The sequence below is a fragment of the Flavobacterium sp. SH_e genome, assembly GCF_025717045.1.
Classification (GTDB): Bacteria; Bacteroidota; Bacteroidia; order Flavobacteriales; family Flavobacteriaceae; genus Flavobacterium.
In genome coordinates this window covers 88,837-113,350 of sequence record NZ_JAOVZN010000008.1, presented here as the reverse complement: position 1 = coordinate 113,350, position 24,514 = coordinate 88,837, and the positions used below count along the sequence as shown (strand labels likewise).

The window sequence follows — 24,514 nt, the reverse complement described above, 5'->3', positions numbered from 1 at the left end:
ACTAAAACTAAAAATAAAGTTGTTAATAAATCATTTAAATAAGTGTAAGGAAATAGCTGAAAAAATTTTAAAAAAACGTATCTTGGCACGCTTTGAAACTAATATAATTATTTAATATAACAACTTATGTCTGAAGGAGAAAAGTTAATTCCTATTAACATAGAGGATGAAATGAAGTCAGCTTACATCGATTATTCGATGTCAGTAATTGTATCGAGAGCACTTCCTGATGTTAGAGATGGCTTGAAACCAGTACATCGAAGAGTTCTTTACGGAATGTATGATTTAGGTGTAACATCAAGATCTGCCCACAAAAAGTCTGCGAGAATTGTAGGGGAGGTTCTGGGTAAGTATCACCCGCATGGAGATACCTCTGTTTATGACGCAATGGTGCGTATGGCGCAGGAGTGGAGTATGCGTTATTTATTAGTTGATGGTCAAGGTAACTTTGGTTCTGTCGATGGTGACAGTCCTGCAGCAATGCGTTATACTGAGGCTAGAATGCGCAAAATTTCTGAGGAAATTATGGCAGATATCGAAAAAGAAACAGTTGATTTTCAATTAAACTTTGACGATACAATATATGAGCCAAAAGTAATGCCAACAAGAGTTCCTACTTTGTTAGTAAACGGAGCTACAGGTATTGCGGTTGGTATGGCGACAAACATGCCGCCACACAATTTAACTGAAGTTATCAATGGTACTTTGGCGTATCTTGATAATAATGATATAGAAGTAGACGAATTAATGACTCATATCAAGGCTCCTGATTTTCCAACTGGAGGTATCATTTATGGGTATGAAGGTGTTCGTGAAGCTTTTAAAACTGGTAGAGGGCGTATTGTAATGCGTGCTAAAGTTGGTTTTGAAGAAGTTGATGGTAGAGAATGCATTATCGTTACTGAGATTCCATATCAAGTTAACAAAGCCGAAATGATCAAACGTACGGCTGATTTAGTTAACGAGAAAAAAATCGAAGGTATTGCCAATATTCGCGATGAGTCGGATAGAAGCGGTATGCGCATCGTTTATATCTTGAAACGCGATGCTACGCCAAACGTAGTTTTAAATACCTTATATAAATACACTCAATTGCAATCTTCTTTCAGTGTAAATAATATTGCACTTGTAAAAGGACGTCCTCAATTGTTGAATCTAAAAGATATGATTCACTATTTTATTGAGCACCGTCATGATGTAGTAGTGAGAAGAACGCAGTTTGAATTGCGTAAAGCAGAAGAAAGAGCGCATATCTTAGAAGGATTAATTATTGCTTCTGATAATATTGACGAAGTTATTGCGTTAATTAGAGGGTCTAAAAATACAGACGAAGCAAGAGAGAAATTAATCGAAAGATTTAAATTATCAGATATTCAGGCTCGTGCAATTGTTGAGATGCGTTTACGTCAGTTAACAGGTCTGGAGCAAGATAAATTAAGAGCTGAGTTTGATGAATTGATGAAGTTAATCGAGCACTTAAAAGCTTTATTAGCAGATGTTAATTTAAGAATTGATTTGATTAAAGAAGAGCTTACCGAAATTCGTGATAAATATGGTGACGAAAGACGTTCTCAAATTGAATATTCTGGTGGTGATGTAAGTATTGAAGATTTAATTGCTGACGAAAATGTGGTTATTACCATTTCGCATGCAGGTTATATCAAACGTACAAACCTATCTGAGTACAAAACACAAAATAGAGGTGGAGTTGGACAGAAGAGTGCCGGAACAAGAGATCAGGATTTCTTAGAACATATGTTTGTGGCGACAAATCACCAATATATGATGTTCTTTACACAAAAAGGAAAATGTTTCTGGATGCGTGTTTACGAAATTCCGGAAGGAAGCAAAACTGCAAAAGGTAGAGCAATTCAGAACTTGGTAAATATTGAAAGTGATGATAAAGTAAAAGCTTTCATTTGTACACAAGATTTAAAAGATAAAGATTATATCAATACGCATAATCTTGTAATGGTGACGAAAAAAGGTCAGGTGAAGAAAACTTCTTTGGAGAAATATTCTAAACCAAGAGCTAATGGAGTTGCCGCTATTACAATTAAAGAAGGTGATGAATTAATTGGAGCTCAATTAACAAATGGAGAAAGCCAAATCATCTTAGCAGTTAAATCTGGAAAATTAGTTCGTTTTGAGGAAACTAAAACACGTCCGATGGGAAGAACAGCTTCTGGAGTTCGTGGTATTACATTAAAAGATGATACTGATGAAGTAATTGGAATGGTTACTGTAGATAAAAATGATATTTCTACTTCGCAAATTCTTGTTGTGACAGAAAATGGATACGGAAAACGTACTAAATTGGTTGACGACGACGGAGAAGATGTGTACAGAATTACAAACCGTGGAGGTAAAGGGGTTAAAACACTTAATATCACAGATAAAACTGGTAAACTGATCTCGATCAACGCTGTTACTGATGCAGACGACTTAATGATTATCAATAAATCTGGATTGACTATTAGAATGGCAATCGAAGATTTACGTGTTATGGGACGTGCAACTCAAGGTGTTAGATTGATTAACCTTAAAGGTAAAGATTCTATTGCTGCTGTTACGACCGTAATGAAAGATGATGCAGAAGAAGTAGAGTTAGATGAAGACGGAAACGTAATCGAGTCTACAATCGAAAGAATTAAACCTGATCTGGAAGTTTTAGAAGATGACGGAACTGTTGAAGAAGAAGATGATTCTGATGATGAAGTAGAAGATGAAGCGGAGGATGCAGAAGATGAAGAGTCTGAAGAGTAATTAAAAAACAAAAAATTAAATACAACAAATAAATATCAATATGAAAAGTAAATATGTAATACTGGCGTCAGCATTAATGATCTCCGTAGCTACTTTTGCTCAAAAAGATCAGATTAAAAACGCTGAGAAAGCATTAAAAGGTGGTGATGCTCAAGGAGCTTTGACACAATTAAAAGATGCAGAGAACTTAATTGTAAATGCAAAAGATACTGAGCAGGCTCAATATTATTTCGTTCAGGGAAATGCTTATTTAGAGTTGGCTAACAAAAAAGTTGAAGAAAGTAAAAACTTATCTGCTGCTGCTGAGAGCTATAAAAAATTAATTGAAGTTGAAAAAACTTCAGGAAAACAAAAATATTCAACTCAAGCCGCTGCATCAATTACTAGCATTAAAGGTTTATTGATTAACTCTGCAATTGCTGATACTCAATCAAACAAAAATGTTGAAGGAGCTAAGAAATTATACGATGCTTATGCTTTAGATAAGAAAGATACAATCAACTTGTACTATGCTGCTTCTACAGCTGTAAATGCACAAGATTTTGATCTTGCTTTGCCAATGTATGAAGAGTTGAAAAAACTAAACTATTCTGGAAAAGGAACAATGTATACAGCTGTAAACAAAGCTTCTGGAAATGATGATAGTTTTGCAAATGCTAAAGAAAGAGATATGGCTGTTAAATTAGGTACTCACGAAAAACCTAAAACAGAAGCAATTCCTTCTAAAAGAGGTGAAATCTACAAAAACTTAGCATTAATCTTAGTTCAAAAAGGACGTACAGAAGATGCTAAAAAAGCAATCGCTGATGCTAGAAAAGCAAATCCAGATGATACTTCTCTAATCTTAACAGAGGCTAATTTATATCTAGAAACTAAAGACTTTGATATGTACAAAAAATTAGTTGGTGAAGCTTTAGAGAAAGATCCAAACAATGCTGATTTAGTATTCAATTTAGGAGTAATTAGTTCTGGTGCTAAAAATAATGCTGATGCAGAAAAATATTATTTAAGAGCTATCGAAATCAATCCTAATTACACAAATGCTTACTTAAACCTTGCGGCATTAAAGTTAGAAGCAGAGAAACCAATCATTGACGAAATGAACAAATTAGGTACTTCTGCTAAAGACATGAAACGTTACGATGTTTTAAAAGCACAAAGAGAAAGTGTTTTCAAAGGTGTAATTCCTTACCTTAAAAAAGCAAACGAATTAGATCCTAAAAACGAAGATGTTTCTAAAACATTGTTAGGGGTTTACAGTGCTCTAGAAATGACTGCAGAAGCAAAAGCTTTAAAAGCAAAAATGTAATTATATATAAAAAAAACCATCCACTAAACGGATGGTTTTTTTTATATATAATTTTTCTAGCTTATTAACTCCGCAGATAAAGTAATAGTTGTATTTAATAATTTTGAAATCGGACAGATTTCTTTTGCTTTCGCAGCTGTTGAAGCAAATTCCTCAGCAGAAATTGATGGAACTTTTCCTTTTAAATCTAAATGAATTAAAGTAATTGTTCCGTCTTCAAAAGTTACTGTAGCTTCTGTGGTTAAATCATCTGCAGTAAAACCAGCTTCATTCAGTAAAAAGCTTAATTGCATTGTAAAACAGCCAGAATGTGCCGCAGCAACTAGTTCTTCAGGATTTGTTCCCACGCCATCAGCAAATCTGGTTTTGAAAGACAGTTGAGCGTTATCTAAAGTTGTACTTTGTGTACTAATAGTTCCTTTTCCTTCCATGCCAGTTCCTTTCCAGTTGGCGTGTGCTTTTCTTGTAAATTTCATAGTTTTCTTATTTAAAAATTAGTATTAAATGTTATTTGTTTGATTGCCTAATAATAGATGTAACTCAAATATAATCAATATTTTGCAGAATAGTTTTATGAAATTTAATGGGAATGTTAAGTTTTAGGTTTTTGTGTAAAGTTAGATTGTGTTTTTTAAAGCAAAGAACGCTAAGGGTTTGCGCAAAGGTTGCATTTTTTTATTTTTATTTTCTTATAATAAAGTTCGAAAAGTTATCTCTGAACAAAGTTTTACGAACTTATATTTTAAATTAGATCTTTGCGGGCTTTGCATTAAAAAAAAAACACAAAAAAAAGTGTAACGATTTCTCATTACACTTTAATATTTTTAGAATTCATCTACAATTATTCTTGTCCCAAGTTTCGAAGTTGTTTCAATTTATCTTTCCATACTTCAAGACTTTCTTTGTGAATGGCGATGTTTTTGCGAACCTCCGTTACAATAGAATTTTCCTTTTTCGCATTTTTAGTATTGGTAAAGAATTGAATATTATTTTCTAATTGGAAAATTTCATTCTGAACTTCTTCAATTTTACGCATAATAAAGATTTTTTCATTGTCTAATTTACGCGTGTCATTGCTATCAGATAATGAATCAATGCGGTTTGCAAAACGCATCATTTCAGATTCTTTTTTGCTAAGACTTAATTTTTCAAAAAGAGCATCTAGGATTTTATTGAATTTTCCTTCGATATGTCTTCTTGAAAAAGGAACTTTTCCAAATCCTTTCCAAGTTTCAATATGTGCTTTTATAGCATCTAAATCAGTTTTATGGTCTCCAGTTAATTGGAAAGCTCTTAAAGTATCTAAATATGCTTTTTTGTTGTCAAAAGCTGCTACTTCTTCGCTATTTTCTTCCGATTTATGTTCTTTTAATTTATCGAAATAATGGTTGCAAGCATCCTTAAATTCTTTCCAGATTTTATCGGAATATTTTTTAGGAACGTGTCCAATTTGTTTCCACTCTTCCTGAATTTGTTTCATTACAGGTGTTGTAGAAGTAAAATCGGTACTTTCCTGTAATTCTTTTGCTTTAGCAACAAGAGCCAGTTTTTTATTTAGATTATCGTTTTGATCTTTTTTAATATCCTTATAGAAAGAGTTTTTAAAAGCATTGAAGTTTCTAACAGCGGTTTTAAATGCAGCCCATGTTTCTTCATTTACTTCAGATGGTACTTTTCCAGCTGCGAAAAATTCATTTCTTAAATCTTCTACTTTTTGAATTTGAACAAGCCATTGTGAATGAGAATTTACTTTTTCACTTCCAAGAGTCTCGATTTTAGCTATAATTTCTTTTTTAACTTCAAGATTTTTGTGCTCGTTTGCTCTTTGGTTTTCAAATAAAAGCTCTCTTTTATCGTGGATTTTTTTAGTTAATTCGCTAAACTGATTCCAAATGGCATCACGATGCTCTTTAGAAACAGGTCCGATTTCTTCTTTCCAGATTCTGTGCAAATCTTGTAATTCACGGAAAGATTTGTTTACATCCGCTTCATTTACTAATTCCTCAACGCGAGCTATAATTTTTTGCTTTAGCTCTAAGTTGTGTTTAAAGTCTAAATCTCTAGCCTCGCGGTCTAAATGCAGATAATCGTAGAAGTTCTCTACATGGAAATGGTAGTTGTTCCAAACGTGATTGTATTTGTCTTTTGGAATTGCTCCAGCATTTTTCCATCTTTCTCTTAATTCATTAAAATGTTTAAGAGTATCTTTTATATTTTCTTGCGGATTGATTAACTCCTTTAATTCTTCAACAATAGCCAGACGAGTATCTAAATTGGTTTTTAAATTGGTCTGTAAATGTTTAAAATGAGAATTTCTTTTCTCTCTAAAAACATTATAATATTCGTCAAATTTTGATTTTAATGGAAGATGATATTCAAACTCTTCATTAGGATCTTGATTAGAAGCTAAAAATTCTTCTTTTTTTTCCTCTATAAGATGATGATATTGCAACAAGAAAGCTTTTTTGATTTCTTCAATATGATCCTTTACAGACATTACTTTGTCTATATTAACCAGTTTTTTAAGTTCATCAACAAGAGCGTCTAGAGAGAATGTATTGTAATCTTGCATAGGAATGTCATGACGTTCCTTTAGCGTTTCGTCTTCGCTTTCAGCAGCGTTCGAATTAGTAATAACATCTAATGCTTCTTGATGAGCATCTTCTTGTTTTGATGATTCATTTTCAGTTTCTGAGACCAAGTCAGTACTTGGAGTTTCAGAATCTGAGATTTCAATTGCATCATTTGCTACAGAATCATTTATTTCGATTCCAGATTTTCCGTCTGCTTCTTGCAGGTTATCATTCTTTTCTTCTAACATCTTAAAAATGTATAAGGTTTTGGTTTAAACAGTGCGAAAGATAGTAAAGGTGTTTCTAAATACAAAATAAATCCTTTGTTTATACGCTAATTTGCGATGAAATTCTTATTGTTTGATTCAATTTAGCAGTATGATATATTAATTTTTGTTGTTTTAATTGATAAGATAGAAATAATGTTTTTTACGATTTTTCAATGAAAAAACAAATGAATCATAAAAAAGCGACGCAAATTCAGCATTTGGCTTTAAATTAAAACAAAACCAAAAGGCCAACTTCTACACCAAAATTATATGATTTTTCTCCGCCAAAAGCTACGCTGGGGTGTACATAAACTAGATTTGTTGGGGTTATTTTTCGACCAAACTCCATAAAAGCATTATTCTGGAAACCATCTAGAACGTAATTGTATCTAAAAGCTACATCTGTAGCAATCCAATTTTTACCAAAAAACCATAATAAGTTGTTTTCTAACAGGGTTACGCTGACATCGCTTCGGTTGCTTGATCCTGCAAAACTTTGGGAATGTTCAACAGTCGCAAGCCATAAGAATTTCTTTTGATTGAAGTATTTTGCAAAAATACCAGCTGGAATTACTACCCATTTACCTGTGCCAAAACTTGGATCTACGGCAGAATTTGAAATGATACGAGTTCTAAGGCCAATCCCGCTAGTTTTTTTAAAATAGGGGATAAAACTCAATCCAGCACCTACATCACCAAGTCCAGTTTGGTTTATAGAATTGGAGTTGGTTGATATTAAAGGCAAATCAAACCTCAGATTCCAGGCTTTGTTGCCTATTGGCTGTAAAACACGTAAATTGGTAGTGTTATAAGAGCCATTCTTGGTGTCTAAATACTCATTGTATAATAAAATAGTCTGAAGAAAGTAATGATATCGAGGCTCAGCAAATGGACTATTGCTTCTGTCTATATCTTCGTCTTGGGCTGATGCAAGAACTGTAATAAGAAAAAAAATGCTAAAGTAAAGTAATTGTTTCTTCATAACTGTCTGCAAATGAGTAGACTAATTTACGAAAATTACTTTAACATTTTAATTTTTATTTGTTCCAGATTTTCCAAGCTTTTTCAGCCTGAAAAATAAGCATATTGTGTCCATTTTTAATTACAGCGCCTTTTTCTTTTGCTTTTCGTAAGAAAGTGGTTTCTGCAGGATTATAGATTAAATCGTAAGCAATATGTTTTTCTGTAAAAAACTCATAAGGCAAATTCGGACAAGCTTCAACATTCGGACTTGTTCCAACTGGTGTACAATTAATTATAATTTGAAAATTATCAAAAGTAGTAGCGTTTATCAAATCATAATCAATAATGTTTTCTTTTGCTTCTCTAGAAACAAAAGTGTACGGAATATCCAATTCGTCCAAAGCAAAAGCAACACCTTTAGAAGCGCCACCTGTTCCCAAAATAAGAGCTTTTTTATGATGAGGCTCCAATAGTGGTTTTAAAGACTTTTTAAATCCGTAATAATCGGTATTATATCCTTTTAACTTACCGCTTTTGGTAAATTTAATAGTATTCACGGCGCCAATTAGAGCGGCTTTTTTTGATAGTTTATCTAAGAAAGGAATAACTTGTTCTTTGTACGGAATCGTAACATTTAATCCTTTTAAATCAGGATTGTTTTTTATTAATTCTGTGAAGTAATTAATCTCAGAAATGTCAAAATTCTCATAGCTGTTACCAGCAAAAACTTCATTATTAAATTTCTCTGTAAAATAACCTTTTGAAAAAGAGTAGCTTATGTTGCGTCCCAATAATCCAAAACGTCTTCTTAATAAAATATCAACCATTCTTATTTACGATGTTTTTCTATATAATTTTTTACTGTTTTTTTTGTCCAAACTACTGGAAACAAATCTTCTATTAAGATATAATTGTCAAAGTTTAGACGTAAACCATTGCTTAAATGGAATTTAGCTTTTGTGTTGTCTTGAATCATAAAATATAATCCAGCCAAACGGTATTCGATTTCGTTTTCTTCAGGGAAATATTCTGTCGCTTGCAATAAAGTTTGGATAGCCGTTTCAAACTCTCCCAAAAACTGAAGAATATCAACCCAAAATAACCAAGTATCTAAAGCATAATCTCCAAATTCAACCGCTTTTCTGAAACCAAATTCAGCTTCTTCAAAAAAGTTCATCTGTTTGTTGATTGTGGCATATCTTTTCCAATACAAACGATTTTGATTGTCGATCGCCAAGGCTTTATTTACAAAAAATAATGCTTTTTGATAGTTTTTCTGGCGAAGGTGAAAATCTGTTATTGCAATCCAGCCTTTGTCTAAAAGCGGATCTTCGTGAACAGTTTGGTTATAATATTGGATCGCTTTCGCTAAATTTCCAAGTTTTTCATAACATTTTCCAATTCGTAGCAGAGCATATGAAGTCGCATCGTCCAATTCGATGGTTCTGTTATAGCTTTCAATTGCTTCATTGTATTTTTTCAGGCGCTCATAAGCTTTTGCTTTTTCCATAAAAGCACCTAAAAATTCATCATCAATCAGGGTTGCATAATCAAATGCACGAATTGCTGCTTCGTATTCTTTTACGCCATAATGCAAACGCCCAAGCTGATGCCATGCAATTTCGCTGTACGGATTTCTATTGATGTATTCGTTAAGATATACAATAGCTTCTTGGTTCTGATCTAAAAATTCAAAACAATACACTACGTTATAGAGAGCAGATTGATCTTCTAAGTCTTCTTCAAGACATTTGATGAAACTGTCCTTGGCAAGCTCGAGATTATCCATAAAAAGATATTCCATTCCAATCAAATTATACACATCAGCATAATCGTCAGTATATTGAAGAGCAATTTTTAACAGTTCAACTGCTTTTTCGTGCTGATCTCTTTTGGAACAAATATTGGCTTTTTGGATATAGATTTCCTCGTTGTTAGGTTCAATTGCGTATAACTCATTCAAAAGCTTTTCAGCAATGTCGAGTTTGTCATCATAAACTAGCATTTCTACTTGTACTAATTTTAAGCCTGTAGATTTTGGATGCTGGTCTAATGCAAGTTTTAAGGCCTTTTTTGCTAAATTAGCCTTACCTATGTCTAAATAATGAAGAATTATTTCTTCGAATTCTTCAGAATCAAAAAAGAGTACTTTGTTGGTTTTTAACATCGACTCAAATTTGGATAGGGATAGGTTATAATCTTCTTCTTCGTTGCTTAATTGCATACTTCGTATATTTGAAATTAGCCTGTTATAAATTTAGGCAACCATATAATCGCTGTAAGGATAAGAAATTAATTGTTTTGAACAATTTAATTAACAATATATGGCGTTTTTTATTCTATTTTGGGAAGAAATCTCTTTTATTCTTAAGGGATTAGCTTCAGTTTTGTCATTTTTTTATTTCTATCGGAAGGCTTTTTAGAAATAGAAATTGAGCTTTAATTTCTGTCTATTTTATTAAAAACAGCGCTCAAAATAATTTTTTATATTTAGTTGTTGTTCTTCTTCATTATTTCATCCATCACTTCTAAAATAATGGCGCAACCTTCTCTAATTTCGTCTTCAGAAATGGTCAAAGGAGGTGTAATTCTTATGGCGCATCCTTCAAATAAAAGCCAGAATAAAATTAGTCCTCTGTCTTGACAGGTTAAAATGACTTCGTTTGTAATGTCTGCCGATTCTGTCATAGCGGCAAGCATTAATCCTTTTCCTCTAACTTCTGTAATCAAAGGATGTACCAAAAGCGATCTAAAGAGTTTTTCCTTCTCTAGCGTTTCTGCCATTAAATTTGTTTCAGTTAATTCTTGCAAAGTAGCAAGACAAGCTGACGCAATGACAGGGTGGCCTCCAAAAGTGGTTATATGTCCTAGTTTTGGGTTTTCGGTTAAAAGATCCATTTTTTCGGCAGAAGCAGTAAAAGCGCCAACAGGCATCCCGCCACCCATTCCTTTACCCATAACCACAATGTCTGGAACAACATCATAATTTTGAAAACCAAAAAGTTTTCCTGTTCTTCCAAAACCTGGCTGAATTTCATCAACAATCATTAATGCTCCAACCTCATCACAACGCTTACGAACCTTTTGAAGGAAATTGTTTTCTGGCTGAATAAAACCAGCGCCTCCTTGAATAGTTTCTAAAAGAATCGCGGCGGTTCGAGTAGTTATCTTTTGTAAATCTTCTTCGTTATTGAAAGTGATAAAATCAACATCTGGAAGCAAAGGTCTAAAAGCCTGTTTGCGCTCTTCGAATCCCATAACGCTCATAGAACCCATAGTGTTTCCGTGATAAGCGTTATGACAGGAAATAAGCTGGCTGCGTCCTGTAACGCGTTTGGCTAATTTTAACGAACCTTCAATCGCTTCTGTACCAGAATTAACCAAATAGGTTTTATTTAAAGATTCTGGAAGCAGAGAGGCCATCATTTTGCAATATTGGACGGCTGGACTTTGAGAATATTCTCCGTAAACCATCACATGCGAATATTTGTCCAACTGGTCTTTTATAGCTTGATTAACTCTTGGATGTTGATGTCCTAAAGTACAAGCTGAAACTCCGGCAACAAAATCTAAGTATTTTTTATCGTTTGTGTCGTAAATATATGAGCCAATGGCATGCGAAACTTCCATTCCCAGTGGGTAAGGGGAGGTTTGCGCTTGGTATTTTATAAAATCTGGATTCATTTCTTTTTAAGGTTCAAAGTGGCAAAGGTACTAAGGTTCTAAGGTTTTTTAACTTTACGCTTAGGTTAACTTTGTGGTTTAAACAATCGCAAGGTACTGTAAACTGTGACTAAAAACTACTTACTTTTAGCTTTCGTATCTGTCTTAGCAGCTGGTTTCTTTTTGTCATAATTCAAAGTCTCTTTCCTGACTTTCATTGGGACATTTTTACCTTTTTCTTCCTGTTCTTTTCCTTCTTTAATCAGTTTTTCATTCATTTCATTATCCTCGTCGGTAAAAATATCGTCTTTCGACTTTATTCTTTCATCGCCTCTCCAGTTCATACCTCGAAGTTTACGGGCATTTTCAGGAAGTTCATCTTCGGGATAAATGTCTCCGTCTACTTTATTGTAGAAAGTAATGGTTTCAATAGCATTATTCTCTAATATCATGTTGATTTTACTGCTAACATTTTTATTGATTCCAATCAGTTCGTTGGTATCATTTCGCATGTAATAAATAACCTCGGTATTTTTAATGACATCAACATCATGAAGTTTTCCATCCCGAAACTTTCCAAAAAGATTGAGTCCCTTGACCTGATTAAAACCAGTTCCGAGCGTGTCTTTGGATAGGACGAAAGTATTGTTTAAAACTTTTAAAGAGTCGATTTTTCTCGTTTTATTGTCACCAATTAAATGCATTATATCTCCAGTAATCTGACTGTCGCCATTCCAAAGAATTGGATTTCCAATTAGTTTTGTCAAGGCAGTTTTAGAATCAGAATGTATCGAATCGCATTTACCGCTCATATCTGTTTTATAGAAACGAACATTTTTAAAAGCTCTCAAAATTCTTTCCCCTTCTTTTCCAGTTACCATTAATTTCTGCCCATGAATATAAACAGAGTCATTTTCGACCAAATTAATTGCAACAGCTCTTTTGGTTACAAACATCGAATCTTTCAGCTTGTACAGCTCTGCATAATGACCTTTAACGATTCCTTTATTTATAGAATCAGTGATTTTTACATTTCGTGTTGCCGATGCGAATTCTACATTTCGATCATAGTATAAACTATCGCCCTCTATAAGCCGATCATCATATTTGATATACGATCTTCGAAGAAAATGCGCTAAGTTTTTCTTCGTATCATAAAAACCCTTTTCTGTATAAATATAATTGGCTTTACTTGTAATAGTCGAAGGACCAAGAAGATAAGTGTGTCCAGAATTACTGTAATAGTCCAAATGATTTGATTTAATTACGTATTTCGGATTCGTGATTGTAACTTCAGTTAAAAACTGGAATTTCTTTTCTTTTACAAAATATCTTCCAGATTTACTTACTAAAGTATTGTCTTTGTTTATGATAGTTCCTTTAGTATTGTAAAAAGCTTCCTGAATATTTCTGTCAAAATTAATCGTATCGGTCTGCAAAGTAGCATCTGGTGAAGTCAAAACTGCATTTCCTGTAGCAAAAGCTTTCTTTTCATTTCCACTATATTCAGCATATTTACTATTCAAAAACAAAGTATCTCCTTGTACTAATTGTACATTTCCAAATGCTTTTAAATAATTTTCTTTCTGAAAAAAATAGGCTTTATTGCAAGTTAATACAACACCGTCGTGATTTACTTTTACATTTCCAGTAAGTAAAAGCGCATCTGGTACGTTAACCTGATCAACATCAGAAAAGTCAGCATTTTCGACGACGATAGTTTTAGGAGTTTGTGCAGTTTTTTTTGCTTGCGCAGAAATAAATTGTGCACTAAGAAACAGACAACAAAATATGAAAAAGAGTGATTTCTTCAACTGATTAAATTTTTGTCAAATTTATAAAAAAGGTTAGAACCTATGGCTGATATTAGGATTAATTTATAATTCGCCACCAATGCCTTAATTAAGAAGTTGAACCTCATTTATTTTTTCAACAAAACAAAGAACTCTCACGTTGTAGTTGTGGTATTTTAGATTTAAAACAGAGCATTTTAAAAAGATGATGTTCTGAATTTTAAAAAATGAATTACATTTAGAGATTAGTTTTAATGCCTTTTGTGGTATTTAAATTATGAGACAAGTTAAGAATAGCCAAAAAGAGATGATAAGTAAAAGAATAATTGCAGCCGGAATTACGTTAACTGTACTATTTTCAGCCTGTAAAACAAAAGATTTAAAAATGAGTACAGCAAAAGAACAAGCTGCAACAGAAAAGAAAGTTGTAGTTTATCAAGTTTTTACACGCCTTTTCGGAAATAAAAACACAACAAATAAACCTTGGGGAACTATTGAGGAAAACGGTGTTGGAAAGTTTAATGATTTTACAGATAAAGCGCTTCAAGAAATAAAAGATCTAGGCATTACTTACATTTGGTACACTGGTGTGCCTCATCATGCTTTAGTGCGCGATTATACAGCATACGGAATCTCAAATGATGATCCAGAAGTAGTAAAAGGCCGCGCAGGTTCGCCTTATGCTGTGAAAGATTATTATAATGTAAATCCAGATTTGGCTGTTAATCCTGCCAAGCGTTTAGAAGAATTTGAAGCTTTAATAAAACGTACTCATAATGCAGGTTTAAAAGTAATTATTGATATTGTTCCTAATCATATTGCTCGTAAATACGAAGGAAAATCAAATCCTGCTGGCATAAAAGATTTTGGAGCAGAGGATGATGTAACGGTTGAATACAAACGAGATAATAATTTCTATTATATTCCGAATGAGCATTTCGAAATTCCAGATGGAGATATTCCTTTAAATGGAGAAAAGAATCCATTAATTGACGGAAAGTTTGACGAAAATCCTGCGAAATGGACAGGAAATGGTTCAAGAAAATTTAAACCAGACGAAAATGACTGGTATGAAACGGTGAAAGTTAATTATGGAGTTCGTCCAGACGGAACTAAAGATTTTCCTGAACTTCCTGCTGGTTTTGACAAAAAATCATATCAAGAGCATTTTGCTTTTTGGCAAGATAAAGATATTCCAAATTCTTGGAAGAAATTTAGAGATATTGCATTGTATTGGATAGCAAAAGGAGTCGACGGATTCCGTTATGATATGGCAGAAATGGTTCCTTACGAATTCTGGAGTTATATGAACTCTTCTATAAAAATGAAAAATCCAAAAGCATTTTTATTGGCAGAAGTTTATAATCCTAATGAATACCGAAATTATATTCGTTTAGGGAAAATGGATTATTTGTATGATAAAGTAGAAACTTATGATAAACTGAAAGATATTATTCGAGGGAAATCTTCGCCTGACGAATTAACAAAAATTCAAAACGGAATGTCAGATATCGAACATTATATGCTTCATTTTCTAGATAATCACGACGAACAGCGTTTGGCAAGTTCAGAATTTGCAGGAACGCCAGAAAGAGGAAAACCTTTGATGGTGGTTTCAGCAACAATCAGTACTTCGCCAACAATGATTTATTTTGGACAAGAAGTAGGAGAGGCAGGGAACGAAGATGCAGGTTTTGGAAAACGCTCAAGAACCTCAATTTTTGATTACATCGGTGTTCCAAATCATCAGCGTTGGATGAATGATGGTAAATTCGATGGCGGACAGCTTTCTAATTCAGAAAAAGAACTTCGTGATTTTTACAAACATTTGTTGAATTTCACAATCAAAAGTAGTGCTTTGATGGGTAGTTTTGAGGAAATTCAATCCGTAAATCGTCAAAACAATTCAAATTATGATGCGTTATTGTATAGCTTTGTTCGTTGGTCAGAAAGCCAAAAACTAATTGTAATAGCTAATTTCTCTTCAGAAAAAGAAAGCGAATTTGATTTGAAAATTCCTTCATCTATAATTTCAAAGTGGAAGCTGAAAGATGGTTCTTATGTGCTTGTAGATAAAATATATTCGGCAAGCAAAACTTATTTTACAGTTAAAAATGGAGAAGGTTCTGCAAGAGTTAAAATAAAGCCTTCTGAATCATTTATTTATGAAGTGAATTAAAAAAAATATTTTAAAAAGAAACTTGTTTATTAATTCTCTAGACAAGTTTTTTTGTTTTTAAAGCTTTTTAAGTAAAGAAAGAATTTCTCTAATCGAAAATTGTGCGCCACAAACAAATTCATCCGAAGCGCCATAATAAACCGTTAGTGTGTCGCCATCAGGATCAATAATGTGACCATTTGTGAATACAACATTTCCAAAGAAACCGCTTAATTCATAGCTTGTTTTAGGGAACATAATTGGAGTTTCTGTTCTCGAAATTACTTTTGAAGGATTTTCTAAATCCATTAAGAATGCGCCTAAACAATATTGATGAAATTCGTTTGCTCCGTGATAAATTTCGAGCCAACCCAATTCAGTTTTAATTGGTGCAGCGCCAGCGCCGACTCTTTTACTATCCCAATTGCCTTTTCTGGTTTTGATGATGCATTTATGGTTTCCCCAATGAATTCCATCTGGAGAAGAAGCAATCCAAATATAATTTCCGCCAATATCTACACTACTCGGACGATGTAAGGCATAAAACAAACCATTTATTTTTTCTTCAAAAATAGCGCAATCTTTATTGTGAGGAGGAAATATCATTCCGTGTTTTTGAAAATTCTTCCAATCTGTTGTTGTTCTTAAGCCAACGCCAACGCCGTTTCCAGAAACCGAAGTGAAAGTGAGATAATATTTTCCTTCAATTAAAGAAACGCGGCAATCTTCAATTCCGAAGGTTTCCAAAATACCTTCACCAACCAAATAAGGATAATCTTCTGGCTCGTAAAAATGTTTTCCATCTTCACTGCACAGTAATCGAATGTGAGATAGAGTCGTTAAATAATCAATTCCTTGATAGTTTATTACTCGCGCATCTGTTGTAATAAGTTCTGGATGATCTTTTAAAATTTCAATAATTTGAATAGCTCCAGCCTCATTAAGAACAGGGAACGAAATGATATTTTCGTTTTGTTTTGGTCTTTCTGCAACTCGTACTGCAAGCCAGATTTTGTTTTGAAATTGGAACACGCCGGGATTCAGCAAACAGGTAATTTCTAATCCTTCTCTACTTGGTGGTAAATCTGATGGCGATAACAAAGGGTTTTCTATAAAACGATTGGCAATGTCTTTCATGATGTTCGTTTAAGTACCTAAAAGGTATAAAAAAAAGCTGATACTTAATTGCATCAGCTTTTTTTCTATACTTTTTTAACCTTTTTAAGTGCTTCAACGTAATATTCGTTTACTTTTTCCCAATTGATATGTTTATAAAAGGCGTCAATATAACTTCCTTTTCGGTTTTGGTAATCTAAATAATAAGCATGTTCCCAAAGATCAATTCCCATAATTGGAGTTCCAGGAATCAAAGCGTTTTTCATTAACGGATTGTCTTGATTATCAGTTGTAGTAATTTGTAATTTACCATATCGATCTACAACCAGCCAAACCCATCCAGAACCAAACTGCTTTTCTGATTGCGCTTTAAATTGATTGGTTAAATTATTAAACGAACCAAATTCTTTATTAATAGAACCTGCAAGCGTGTCTTTTGGAGTCTGCTCTTTTGGAGTCAAGGTATTAAAATAAAGTGTATGATTGTAATATCCACCCGCATTCTGACGAAGTTTTAAATTAGTAAGAGGCATTTTTTTTAAAATATCCTCAATTGGCATATTTTCAAACTCAGTCGAAAGAATTTCTTTATTGAAATTGTTTGTGAACGATAAATAGTGCTTAGAATAATGAGTTTCTAAAGTTAAAGTTCTAATGTCTGGCGAAAGGGCATCATAATTAAATGGCAGTTTCGTCATTTCAAAAGAACCGGGATCCGCTTTAACATCATTTGGCGAACCAATAGTTATTTTTTCCTCTTTTGTTGGCAGAGGAACCTCAACAACTTCTGTCAGCTTATCTTCTTTACAAGAAAACAATAGTAAAAATGAAGCTAAAGTGCTAAAAAGAACAACGTTTTTCTTCATAATGTTATTTATTTTGATGTTAATGAATTGATGATCTCGATATAATTTTCTTTAGCTTCATCAATCGACATATGGCTAATTTGCATCCAAGCATTGGTTTTAAAAGCATCTCTCAAATCAAAATTTTCAGATTGATTGTAAACTGCTGTACCAAAAGTGGCCTGTTTGTAAAAAGCGTAAAGTCTTAACTGCACATCTTGCGGCAGTGAAGCCTGAGTCATTGTCATTGCAACTTCTACGGCTTTAGCAAAGCGAATATCTAAATCTTTATCAGCCATTTATGCCTTTGTAGCAATAATTGTTTTTCCTCCAATCGCTTTCTGATTTAACTCAACATTGATTGGTGTACCTAAAGGTAAAAATAAATCTACTCTCGATCCAAATTTAATGAAACCAGCATCAGTTCCTTGAACCACCTGCATCCCTTCTTTAGCGTAATTTACAATTCTACGAGCCAATGCTCCAGCAATTTGTCTATATAAAATAGCTCCAAAAGTTTTATTTTCAATAACTACTGTAGTTCTTTCGTTTTCTTCACTTGCTTTTGGATGCCAAGCAACTAAGAATTTTCCAGGGTGATATTTACTAAATTTAATAATACCATCCATTGCGTAACGAGTTACGTGCACATTGATTGGCGACATAAAAATAGAAACCTGTAAACGTTTATCTTTAAAATATTCTCCTTCATAAACTTCTTCAATAACCACCACTTTTCCATCTACTGGAGCAAGGATATGATCACTGTTTCTAACTGCAATTCTCTTCGGATTTCTGAAGAATTGTAAAATAATGATCAAAATTACAAGCGCTGCAATTTGAACAAGCATTCTAAGCCAATTGATATCAATAAATCTTTCAGCAAGTAAAAGTACAGCTACAGTAAATACAGTACCTAATAAAATGGACGGGCCTCCCTCTTTATGAAACATAATATAAAATTTGATAAAATAAAAATATAATTGGTGCTACAAATATAACACTATCTAATCGATCTAGAATACCTCCATGACCAGGCATTATCGAACCGCTGTCTTTTATGCCTGCAATTCGTTTAAATTTGGATTCTATTAAATCTCCAATAGTTCCAAAAATACTTACTATTAACGCGATAACGGTCCAGATTAAAATCGATTTACTGCTAAACTCAGGTTTAGGCTGAATGTAAAGTTTAGAGATCAAAAAGCCTGCAAATGCTGCAAAAACAACACCACCAATAAAGCCTTCAATTGTTTTTTTAGGTGAAACACGTTCAAATAATTTATGTTTTCCCATTGATTTTCCAACTAAATAGGCAAAAGTATCATTGGTCCAAATCAAGACAAATAAACCTAAAATAATTTTCGGATTATAATCATTTGTTCCAAAAGATATTTTGACAATAAATACAAATGGAAGCGTAATATATCCTAGTAGATATAAATACTTTGAAGAGGTACTTACACTTTGTACAGAGTCATAAAATAAGAATATGATGCATTTAATGGAAACAACAATGGTAACTGCCAGCAAGACTAAATCGAGCTGTTTAATGTTTGTTTCTAAGCTTATGTTAGAATTAAACGAATCATTTAAGAATAGGCTCGTTTTTTTATTGTAATGACTAACAAGGATAATTGCTGTATAAACTAAGATTCCGAAAAATATAGAAAATACTTTGTTTAATTTTACAATATTAGAAAATTCGTATATCGTAATAATCAAGAAAACACCAAAAAGAGTAATGAAGCTCTCTGTGGAAAACAATATCGAAGCTAATAATAAAGCGATATAAACAGCACCAGAAATGGTTCTCTTCAGTGTTTCGTTCATCTTAAAGATCTTCTAAAAGCAGTAAATAAAGGTTTTTTGCAACACTTCCGTATTGTGTAAAATCTTCTTCTTTCGCTTTTTCGAAATATTTTATTGTAGTGATATTAGTAGGATAGTCTCGTTCGTATTTACGTTTTATAGCGCTTAATCCGTCACTTTTCATTGGAAGAATTTGGCTTGTGGTTGCTATAATAACAATATTAGCAGGTAATTCGTTTGGTTTGTTTTGTCTGATTTGTTTCGACGAAAATAAAATCGAACCTTCATCAGCTATAAGGTTTTCGCAGCTTGCTAATAAGAATCTTGGTTTTGTTGGAGCAATATAAAACAATTTGTTTTCTTCCAATAAACCAAAAAGTGCTGGCTCGTAGCATAATACTTCATTTTCGAACCAATCATTTTCCTCTAAAATGTTTTCAAATTGTTCAGCAACTTCAAGAGTATTTTCACAGTATAAAAATTTACCTCCATTTTTTTTGAAGTTGAAAATAAACTGTTCATCTAAAGATAAATGACTATTCTGAGCAGGTGTGCCCGCATATTCGCTTTCGTGCTCTTCATCAGAAGCGGCTTCGCTTGAGCCAAATATTTTTTTGAAAAAATTCATTTTTTTATATGAAATGCTTTACATGTTAATTGAAAACGTTCAAAGATAAAAAAATCTTAATTCAAAAGGGTATTTTGAATTAAGATTTTAAAAAATTATTGCGTATTTCGTAATTAACTTATGAAACTACTTCTTCTAAATTTTTATCAAAAGTACGTTTTCCGAAAATGTTTTCTAAGTCATCTTTAAAAATAACTTCTTTTTCAATCAGAATATCAGCAAGTTGATTTAATTTGTCTTTGTTTTCTTCTAATATCTGAATAGCCCTTTGGTATTGACCTTCGATTAATTCTGAAATTTCAGCATCAATGATTTTTGCAGTTTCATCAGAATATGGTTTAGAGAAATTATATTCGCTTTGTCCAGTTGAATCGTAATAAGTAACATTTCCGATTTTATCATTTAATCCGTAAATAGTTACCATCGCACGAGCCTGACGCGTTACTTTTTCTAAGTCGCTTAAAGCACCTGTTGAAATTCTGTCAAAAGTTACTTTTTCTGCAGCTCTTCCTCCCATAGTAGCACACATTTCGTCCAACATTTGATCTGTTCTTACGATTTGTCTTTCTTCTGGCAAGTACCAAGCAGCACCTAAACTTTGTCCACGAGGAACGATAGTTACTTTAATAAGTGGGGCAGCGTGTTCTAGCATCCAGCTTACAGTTGCGTGACCAGCTTCGTGAATAGCAATTGCTCTTTTCTCTTCTGGAGTAATGATTTTGTTTTTCTTTTCTAAACCACCAATAATTCTATCAACGGCATCAAGAAAATCTTGTCTGTCAACTGCAGCTTTGTTATTTCTTGCAGCAATTAATGCAGCTTCGTTACAAACGTTAGCGATATCAGCGCCAGAGAAACCTGGAGTTTGTTTTGCTAAGAAATCTAAATCTAGACCTTCAACTTTTTTGATAGGAGCTAAGTGTACTTTGAAAATTTCAGCTCTTTCGCGAATGTCTGGTAAGTCAACAAAAATTTGTCTGTCAAAACGTCCAGCACGCATTAAAGCTTTATCTAAAACGTCAGCCCTATTTGTCGCAGCCAAAACAATTACGTTAGAGTTTGTTCCAAAACCGTCCATTTCTGTCAGTAATTGGTTCAAAGTGTTTTCTCTTTCGTCGTTTCCGCCAGACATATTGCTTTTTCCTCTTGCTCTACCAACAGCATCAATCTCATCGATGAAGATGATAGCAGGAGATTTCTCTTTTGCCTGTTTGAATAAGTCACGTACACGTGAAGCACCAACTCCAACGAACATCTCTACGAAATCAGAACCTGAAAGAGAGAAGAAAGGTACTTGTGCTTCACCAGCAACAGCTTTTGCTAATAAAGTTTTACCAGTTCCCGGAGGTCCTACAAGTAAAGCACCTTTTGGTATTTTACCTCCAAGATTAGTGTATTTTTCTGGGTTTTTAAGGAATTCAACAATTTCTTGAATTTCTTCTTTAGCACCTTCTAAACCAGCAACATCTTTAAATGTAGTTTTGATATCTGTTTTTTCGTCAAAAAGTTTAGCTTTAGATTTTCCGATATTGAAAATCTGTCCGCCACCTCCAGCGCCTCCGCCAGACATTTTACGCATAATAAAGATCCATACACCAACAATGATGATGATAGGAAGTAAGCTGATTAAAATATCGCTCCAGTTATTTTTTTGAAGGAAGTTGAAATCTTTCAATTTGCCCTCAGTAACTGCTTTTTCTAATTTAGTCTGAAAGATTTGATCGTTACCAATTTCCAACGTGTAGTGTGGACCTTTGTTTGGCTGTTTGAAAATATCTTCAGCTACTTTTTTATTTGCTGGGTCTTTAAGAGCCGCAGCATTCAGATATACCTCAGCTTCTGCTTTATTGTAAACAATTACTTTTTCAATCTGGCCTTTTTCTAAAAGCGTGTTGAATTTAGAAGAAGTTAATTGAGCAGGTTCGCTTAAGCTTGATCCTCCTGTGGCAAAACTTATGAATAAAAAAACTAAAAGTATTGCGGTATATATTAACCAAGGACTTATTTTAAATTTATTCGGATTTGGATTATTATCTTTAGCCATTTAGTGAAAGTTTCTTTAGTATTTGTTCTCGATTGTAGTGATCTTGGCGTCGCCCCAAAGGCTTTCGATATTGTAATATTCGCGAATATGTTTCTGGAAAACGTGTACCACAATGTGTACATAGTCCATTAAAACCCATTCTGCATTATCGGTTCCTTCTACGTGCCAAGGTTTATCTTTTAAGTCTTTTGATACTGTTTTTTGAATTGAGTTTACGATGGCGTTAACTTGGGTGTTTGAGCTACCATTGCAAATTACAAAATAGTCGCATACTGCCGTATCTATTTCTCTTAAGTCAAGAATATCGATATCATTTCCTTTTACTTCCTCAATCCCTTTGATTATGTTCGCCAGTAGAACATCATTATTAATAGTCTTTTTCGCCATGAATTATTTTATATGAATTTGTAAAGTTACCAAATTTTGTGATTATTTTTGAACCTTAACAAAATATTAAATTAAGATATTTAAATTATTTAATGAAACTAATCAAACTCGATGCCATAGATTCGACAAATGATTTCCTAAAATCATTGTCCAGTAAAGAAGAACTGGAGAATTTTACGGTCGTAACAGCTGAAAATCAGACAAAAGGAAAGGGGCAAGTTGGTGGCGTATGGAAGACTCAAGCTGGTAAGAACTTAACTATGAGCATTTTGGTAAAAGATTTTCTGTTTGATAATGAGCAAGTTTTTAATTTAAGCGTAGCTGTTTCTTTGGCTGTTGCAGAAACTCTAAAATCGATAAATATTCCTAATATATGCATAAAATGGCCAAACGACATTCTGTCATACAATAAGAAATTAGTTGGCATATTAATCGAAAACACCTTAAAAAGCGATGGCAGGATTGTGTCAGTTGTCGGAATCGGAATTAATGTCAATCAAACCGATTTTGACGAATTGCCAAATGCTTCTTCAATAGCAGTGATTTCAGGAAAACCTTTTGATAAGCAAGAGCTGGCAATTTTAATCGTTGAAAAACTAAAAGAAAAGATTCAGTTCTGGAAAACCGATTCGGAAAACTTCTGGAAAGATTATTTTAATTTTTTATTTAAAAAAGGTGTTCCAACAGCATTTCGAGATAATAACAACCGAGATTTTATGGGAATTATTCAAGGAGTTTCTCCAATTGGAAAACTGCAGGTTCTATTAGAAGATGACTCGGTTGCGGAATTTGAGATTAAAGAAGTGAAAATGCTTTATTGAGAGTTGCAAAGGGACAGAGGGACAAAGTGACAAAGGTTTTTCGTAGAGACGCACTGCAGTGCGTCTGACGTATTTGTGAAATAAAAAAACTTCGTGTCTTAGCGTCTTCGTGGCATTCAAAAAAAAGCCCGATCGTTAAATCAGGCTTTCATTTATAATTCACAATTTACAATTAACCATTATAATTTGTGCATATTGTTTGCTAAAGTTTCAATAAACTTGCTAATTGGACCTTTAACCATCATCGCCATCATAGCATTGAATTCTCCTTCAAAGAATAATTGAACAGCACTTTCTGAATCAGAAACAGTGTCAATGTTTGAAGTTAGCGTAAACGGAAGTTTATCGCTTGCAGCACCTAAAACAATTTTGTTTGGTGCTGTTTTTTCTTTCATTTTCAATTTGATTTCAGGCATCCCTTTCAATCCAAAAATAAAAGCGTCTTCGCCAGTCACTTCAAATTTAGCGATATTGTCTGGCATTAATTTTTCGAAATTCTTTACATCAGTCAGTTGATCAAATAAATCCTGAGCTGATTTCTGAACTGTAACTTTTGGACTTTCTAAGTTCATATAGTGTTTTTTTGTTTTGTTTTTGTTTTTTAACGCAAAGAACGCAAGTTTTTTTGTACTATGACTTTATAAAAACGTAAAGTTCGCAAAGCAGAAACTTTAAATAAATTCTAAAAGGAGCAAAGCAACTTTTACAAAATCTAAAATTACTCTTGCCCCCAAGTTGATGGACTAGAGTTCCATTCCAGTAAAGTCGATTGCTGATCTTCTGTGATATATTGTTTTTGAACTGCTAAACTAAGAAGGTTTTCGTAGTTGCTTAAAGTGAATAGATCAATATTAGCTTCTTTAAAATTTTCTTCAGCAACACCAAAACCGTATGTGAAGATAGCCGCCATACCTTTTATGTTAGCACCTTCGCTTCTTAAAGCTTCAACAGCCATTAAACTGCTTTTTCCAGTACTAATTAAGTCTTCGACAACCACAACATTTTGTCCTTTTTGCAAAAAACCTTCAACTTGGTTTTGTCTACCGTGTTTTTTTGGCTCCGGACGCACATATACGAAAGGAAGACCTAAACTTTCGGCAACTAAAATTCCAACTCCAATGGCTCCAGTAGCAACACCAGCAATCACATCAGGTTTTCCAAATTGTTTTTCGATATTTTTAGCAAACTCATCACGAACATAGTTTCTGATGCTCGGAAATGAAAGAATTAACCTATTATCGCAGTAAATAGGAGATTTCCAACCAGAAGCCCATGTAAAAGGATTTTCGGGATTCAATTTAATTGCATTTATTTGCAAAAGCAATTCGGCTGTTTTTTCGGCAGTATCTTTATTAAAAATCATAATA

21 protein-coding genes are annotated in these 24,514 nt (G+C 33.3%); 4 read left to right on the top strand and 17 right to left on the bottom strand.

Annotated elements, in window-relative coordinates; genetic code table 11:
- Positions 1-126 precede the first annotated feature (126 nt).
- Both gyrA and OD917_RS18595 read left to right on the top strand, forming a co-directional pair.
- The gene (gyrA, locus tag OD917_RS18600) at positions 127-2,766 is read left to right on the top strand and encodes a DNA gyrase subunit A (protein WP_263524921.1); all 2,640 of its coding nucleotides are present in this window, start codon (positions 127-129) and stop codon (positions 2,764-2,766) included.
- Between the two features lie 40 nt (positions 2,767-2,806).
- The gene (locus OD917_RS18595; RefSeq protein ID WP_263524920.1) at positions 2,807-4,075 is read left to right on the top strand and encodes a tetratricopeptide repeat protein; all 1,269 of its coding nucleotides are present in this window, start codon (positions 2,807-2,809) and stop codon (positions 4,073-4,075) included.
- 56 nt (positions 4,076-4,131) lie between these two features.
- Here the strand turns inward: OD917_RS18595 and OD917_RS18590 are convergent, their stop codons facing one another.
- From OD917_RS18590 to OD917_RS18560, 7 genes are all read right to left on the bottom strand, one after another.
- Positions 4,132-4,551, bottom strand: a complete 420-nt coding sequence (locus tag OD917_RS18590; RefSeq protein ID WP_111366560.1) for an OsmC family protein — start codon at positions 4,549-4,551, stop codon at positions 4,132-4,134.
- A 365-nt stretch (positions 4,552-4,916) separates the two neighbouring features.
- The gene (locus OD917_RS18585) at positions 4,917-6,896 is read right to left on the bottom strand and encodes a DUF349 domain-containing protein (protein ID WP_263524919.1); all 1,980 of its coding nucleotides are present in this window, start codon (positions 6,894-6,896) and stop codon (positions 4,917-4,919) included.
- 250 nt (positions 6,897-7,146) lie between these two features.
- Positions 7,147-7,899 carry a lipid A phosphoethanolamine transferase gene (locus tag OD917_RS18580; protein ID WP_263524917.1) on the bottom strand — a complete coding sequence of 251 codons (753 nt, stop codon included), beginning with the start codon at positions 7,897-7,899 and terminating at the stop codon, positions 7,147-7,149.
- A 55-nt stretch (positions 7,900-7,954) separates the two neighbouring features.
- The gene (locus tag OD917_RS18575) at positions 7,955-8,707 is read right to left on the bottom strand and encodes a shikimate dehydrogenase family protein (protein WP_263524916.1); all 753 of its coding nucleotides are present in this window, start codon (positions 8,705-8,707) and stop codon (positions 7,955-7,957) included.
- Between the two features lie 2 nt (positions 8,708-8,709).
- The gene (locus OD917_RS18570; RefSeq protein WP_263524915.1) at positions 8,710-10,104 is read right to left on the bottom strand and encodes a tetratricopeptide repeat protein; all 1,395 of its coding nucleotides are present in this window, start codon (positions 10,102-10,104) and stop codon (positions 8,710-8,712) included.
- A gap of 266 nt (positions 10,105-10,370) precedes the next feature.
- Positions 10,371-11,564 carry an aspartate aminotransferase family protein gene (locus OD917_RS18565; protein ID WP_091130234.1) on the bottom strand — a complete coding sequence of 398 codons (1,194 nt, stop codon included), beginning with the start codon at positions 11,562-11,564 and terminating at the stop codon, positions 10,371-10,373.
- A gap of 116 nt (positions 11,565-11,680) precedes the next feature.
- Positions 11,681-13,357, bottom strand: a complete 1,677-nt coding sequence (locus OD917_RS18560) for an OstA-like protein (protein WP_263524914.1) — start codon at positions 13,355-13,357, stop codon at positions 11,681-11,683.
- A gap of 286 nt (positions 13,358-13,643) precedes the next feature.
- Between OD917_RS18560 and OD917_RS18555 the strand changes: the two genes are divergently transcribed.
- Complete coding sequence (locus OD917_RS18555) at positions 13,644-15,515, top strand: alpha-amylase family protein (RefSeq protein ID WP_263525342.1); 1,872 nt, start codon at positions 13,644-13,646, stop codon at positions 15,513-15,515.
- A gap of 57 nt (positions 15,516-15,572) precedes the next feature.
- Here OD917_RS18555 and OD917_RS18550 read toward each other — a convergent pair whose 3' ends face one another.
- The 8 genes from OD917_RS18550 to rsfS form a co-directional block, all read right to left on the bottom strand.
- A complete protein-coding gene (locus tag OD917_RS18550; RefSeq protein ID WP_263524913.1) occupies positions 15,573-16,631 on the bottom strand; it encodes a glycoside hydrolase family 130 protein in 1,059 nt (352 codons plus the stop codon).
- A gap of 65 nt (positions 16,632-16,696) precedes the next feature.
- On the bottom strand, positions 16,697-17,476 hold the full coding sequence (locus tag OD917_RS18545) for a superoxide dismutase (protein WP_263524911.1): 780 nt from the start codon (positions 17,474-17,476) through the stop codon (positions 16,697-16,699).
- Positions 17,477-17,484: 8 nt separating this feature from the next.
- A complete protein-coding gene (locus OD917_RS18540; protein ID WP_111283208.1) occupies positions 17,485-17,754 on the bottom strand; it encodes an acyl-CoA-binding protein in 270 nt (89 codons plus the stop codon).
- Positions 17,755-18,408 carry a phosphatidylserine decarboxylase family protein gene (locus OD917_RS18535; protein WP_263524910.1) on the bottom strand — a complete coding sequence of 218 codons (654 nt, stop codon included), beginning with the start codon at positions 18,406-18,408 and terminating at the stop codon, positions 17,755-17,757.
- Complete coding sequence (locus OD917_RS18530; protein WP_263524909.1) at positions 18,398-19,288, bottom strand: phosphatidate cytidylyltransferase; 891 nt, start codon at positions 19,286-19,288, stop codon at positions 18,398-18,400. The genes OD917_RS18535 and OD917_RS18530 overlap by 11 nt, the downstream gene beginning before the upstream one ends.
- 1 nt (position 19,289) lies before the next feature.
- Positions 19,290-19,895, bottom strand: a complete 606-nt coding sequence (locus OD917_RS18525; protein ID WP_111283214.1) for a lactate utilization protein B/C — start codon at positions 19,893-19,895, stop codon at positions 19,290-19,292.
- Between the two features lie 118 nt (positions 19,896-20,013).
- On the bottom strand, positions 20,014-21,939 hold the full coding sequence (gene ftsH / locus OD917_RS18520) for an ATP-dependent zinc metalloprotease FtsH (RefSeq protein WP_263524908.1): 1,926 nt from the start codon (positions 21,937-21,939) through the stop codon (positions 20,014-20,016).
- A gap of 15 nt (positions 21,940-21,954) precedes the next feature.
- Positions 21,955-22,326 carry a ribosome silencing factor gene (gene rsfS, locus OD917_RS18515; RefSeq protein WP_007809313.1) on the bottom strand — a complete coding sequence of 124 codons (372 nt, stop codon included), beginning with the start codon at positions 22,324-22,326 and terminating at the stop codon, positions 21,955-21,957.
- Positions 22,327-22,418: 92 nt separating this feature from the next.
- On the opposite strand from rsfS, the gene OD917_RS18510 reads away from it, so the two are divergent.
- A complete protein-coding gene (locus tag OD917_RS18510; RefSeq protein WP_263524907.1) occupies positions 22,419-23,147 on the top strand; it encodes a biotin--[acetyl-CoA-carboxylase] ligase in 729 nt (242 codons plus the stop codon).
- Between the two features lie 179 nt (positions 23,148-23,326).
- Here OD917_RS18510 and OD917_RS18505 read toward each other — a convergent pair whose 3' ends face one another.
- On the bottom strand, positions 23,327-23,719 hold the full coding sequence (locus tag OD917_RS18505; protein WP_263524906.1) for an SRPBCC family protein: 393 nt from the start codon (positions 23,717-23,719) through the stop codon (positions 23,327-23,329).
- Between the two features lie 146 nt (positions 23,720-23,865).
- Positions 23,866-24,510: an orotate phosphoribosyltransferase gene (pyrE, locus tag OD917_RS18500; protein ID WP_263524905.1), complete on the bottom strand. Its 645-nt coding sequence runs from the start codon at positions 24,508-24,510 to the stop codon at positions 23,866-23,868.
- Positions 24,511-24,514: the final 4 nt, after the last annotated feature.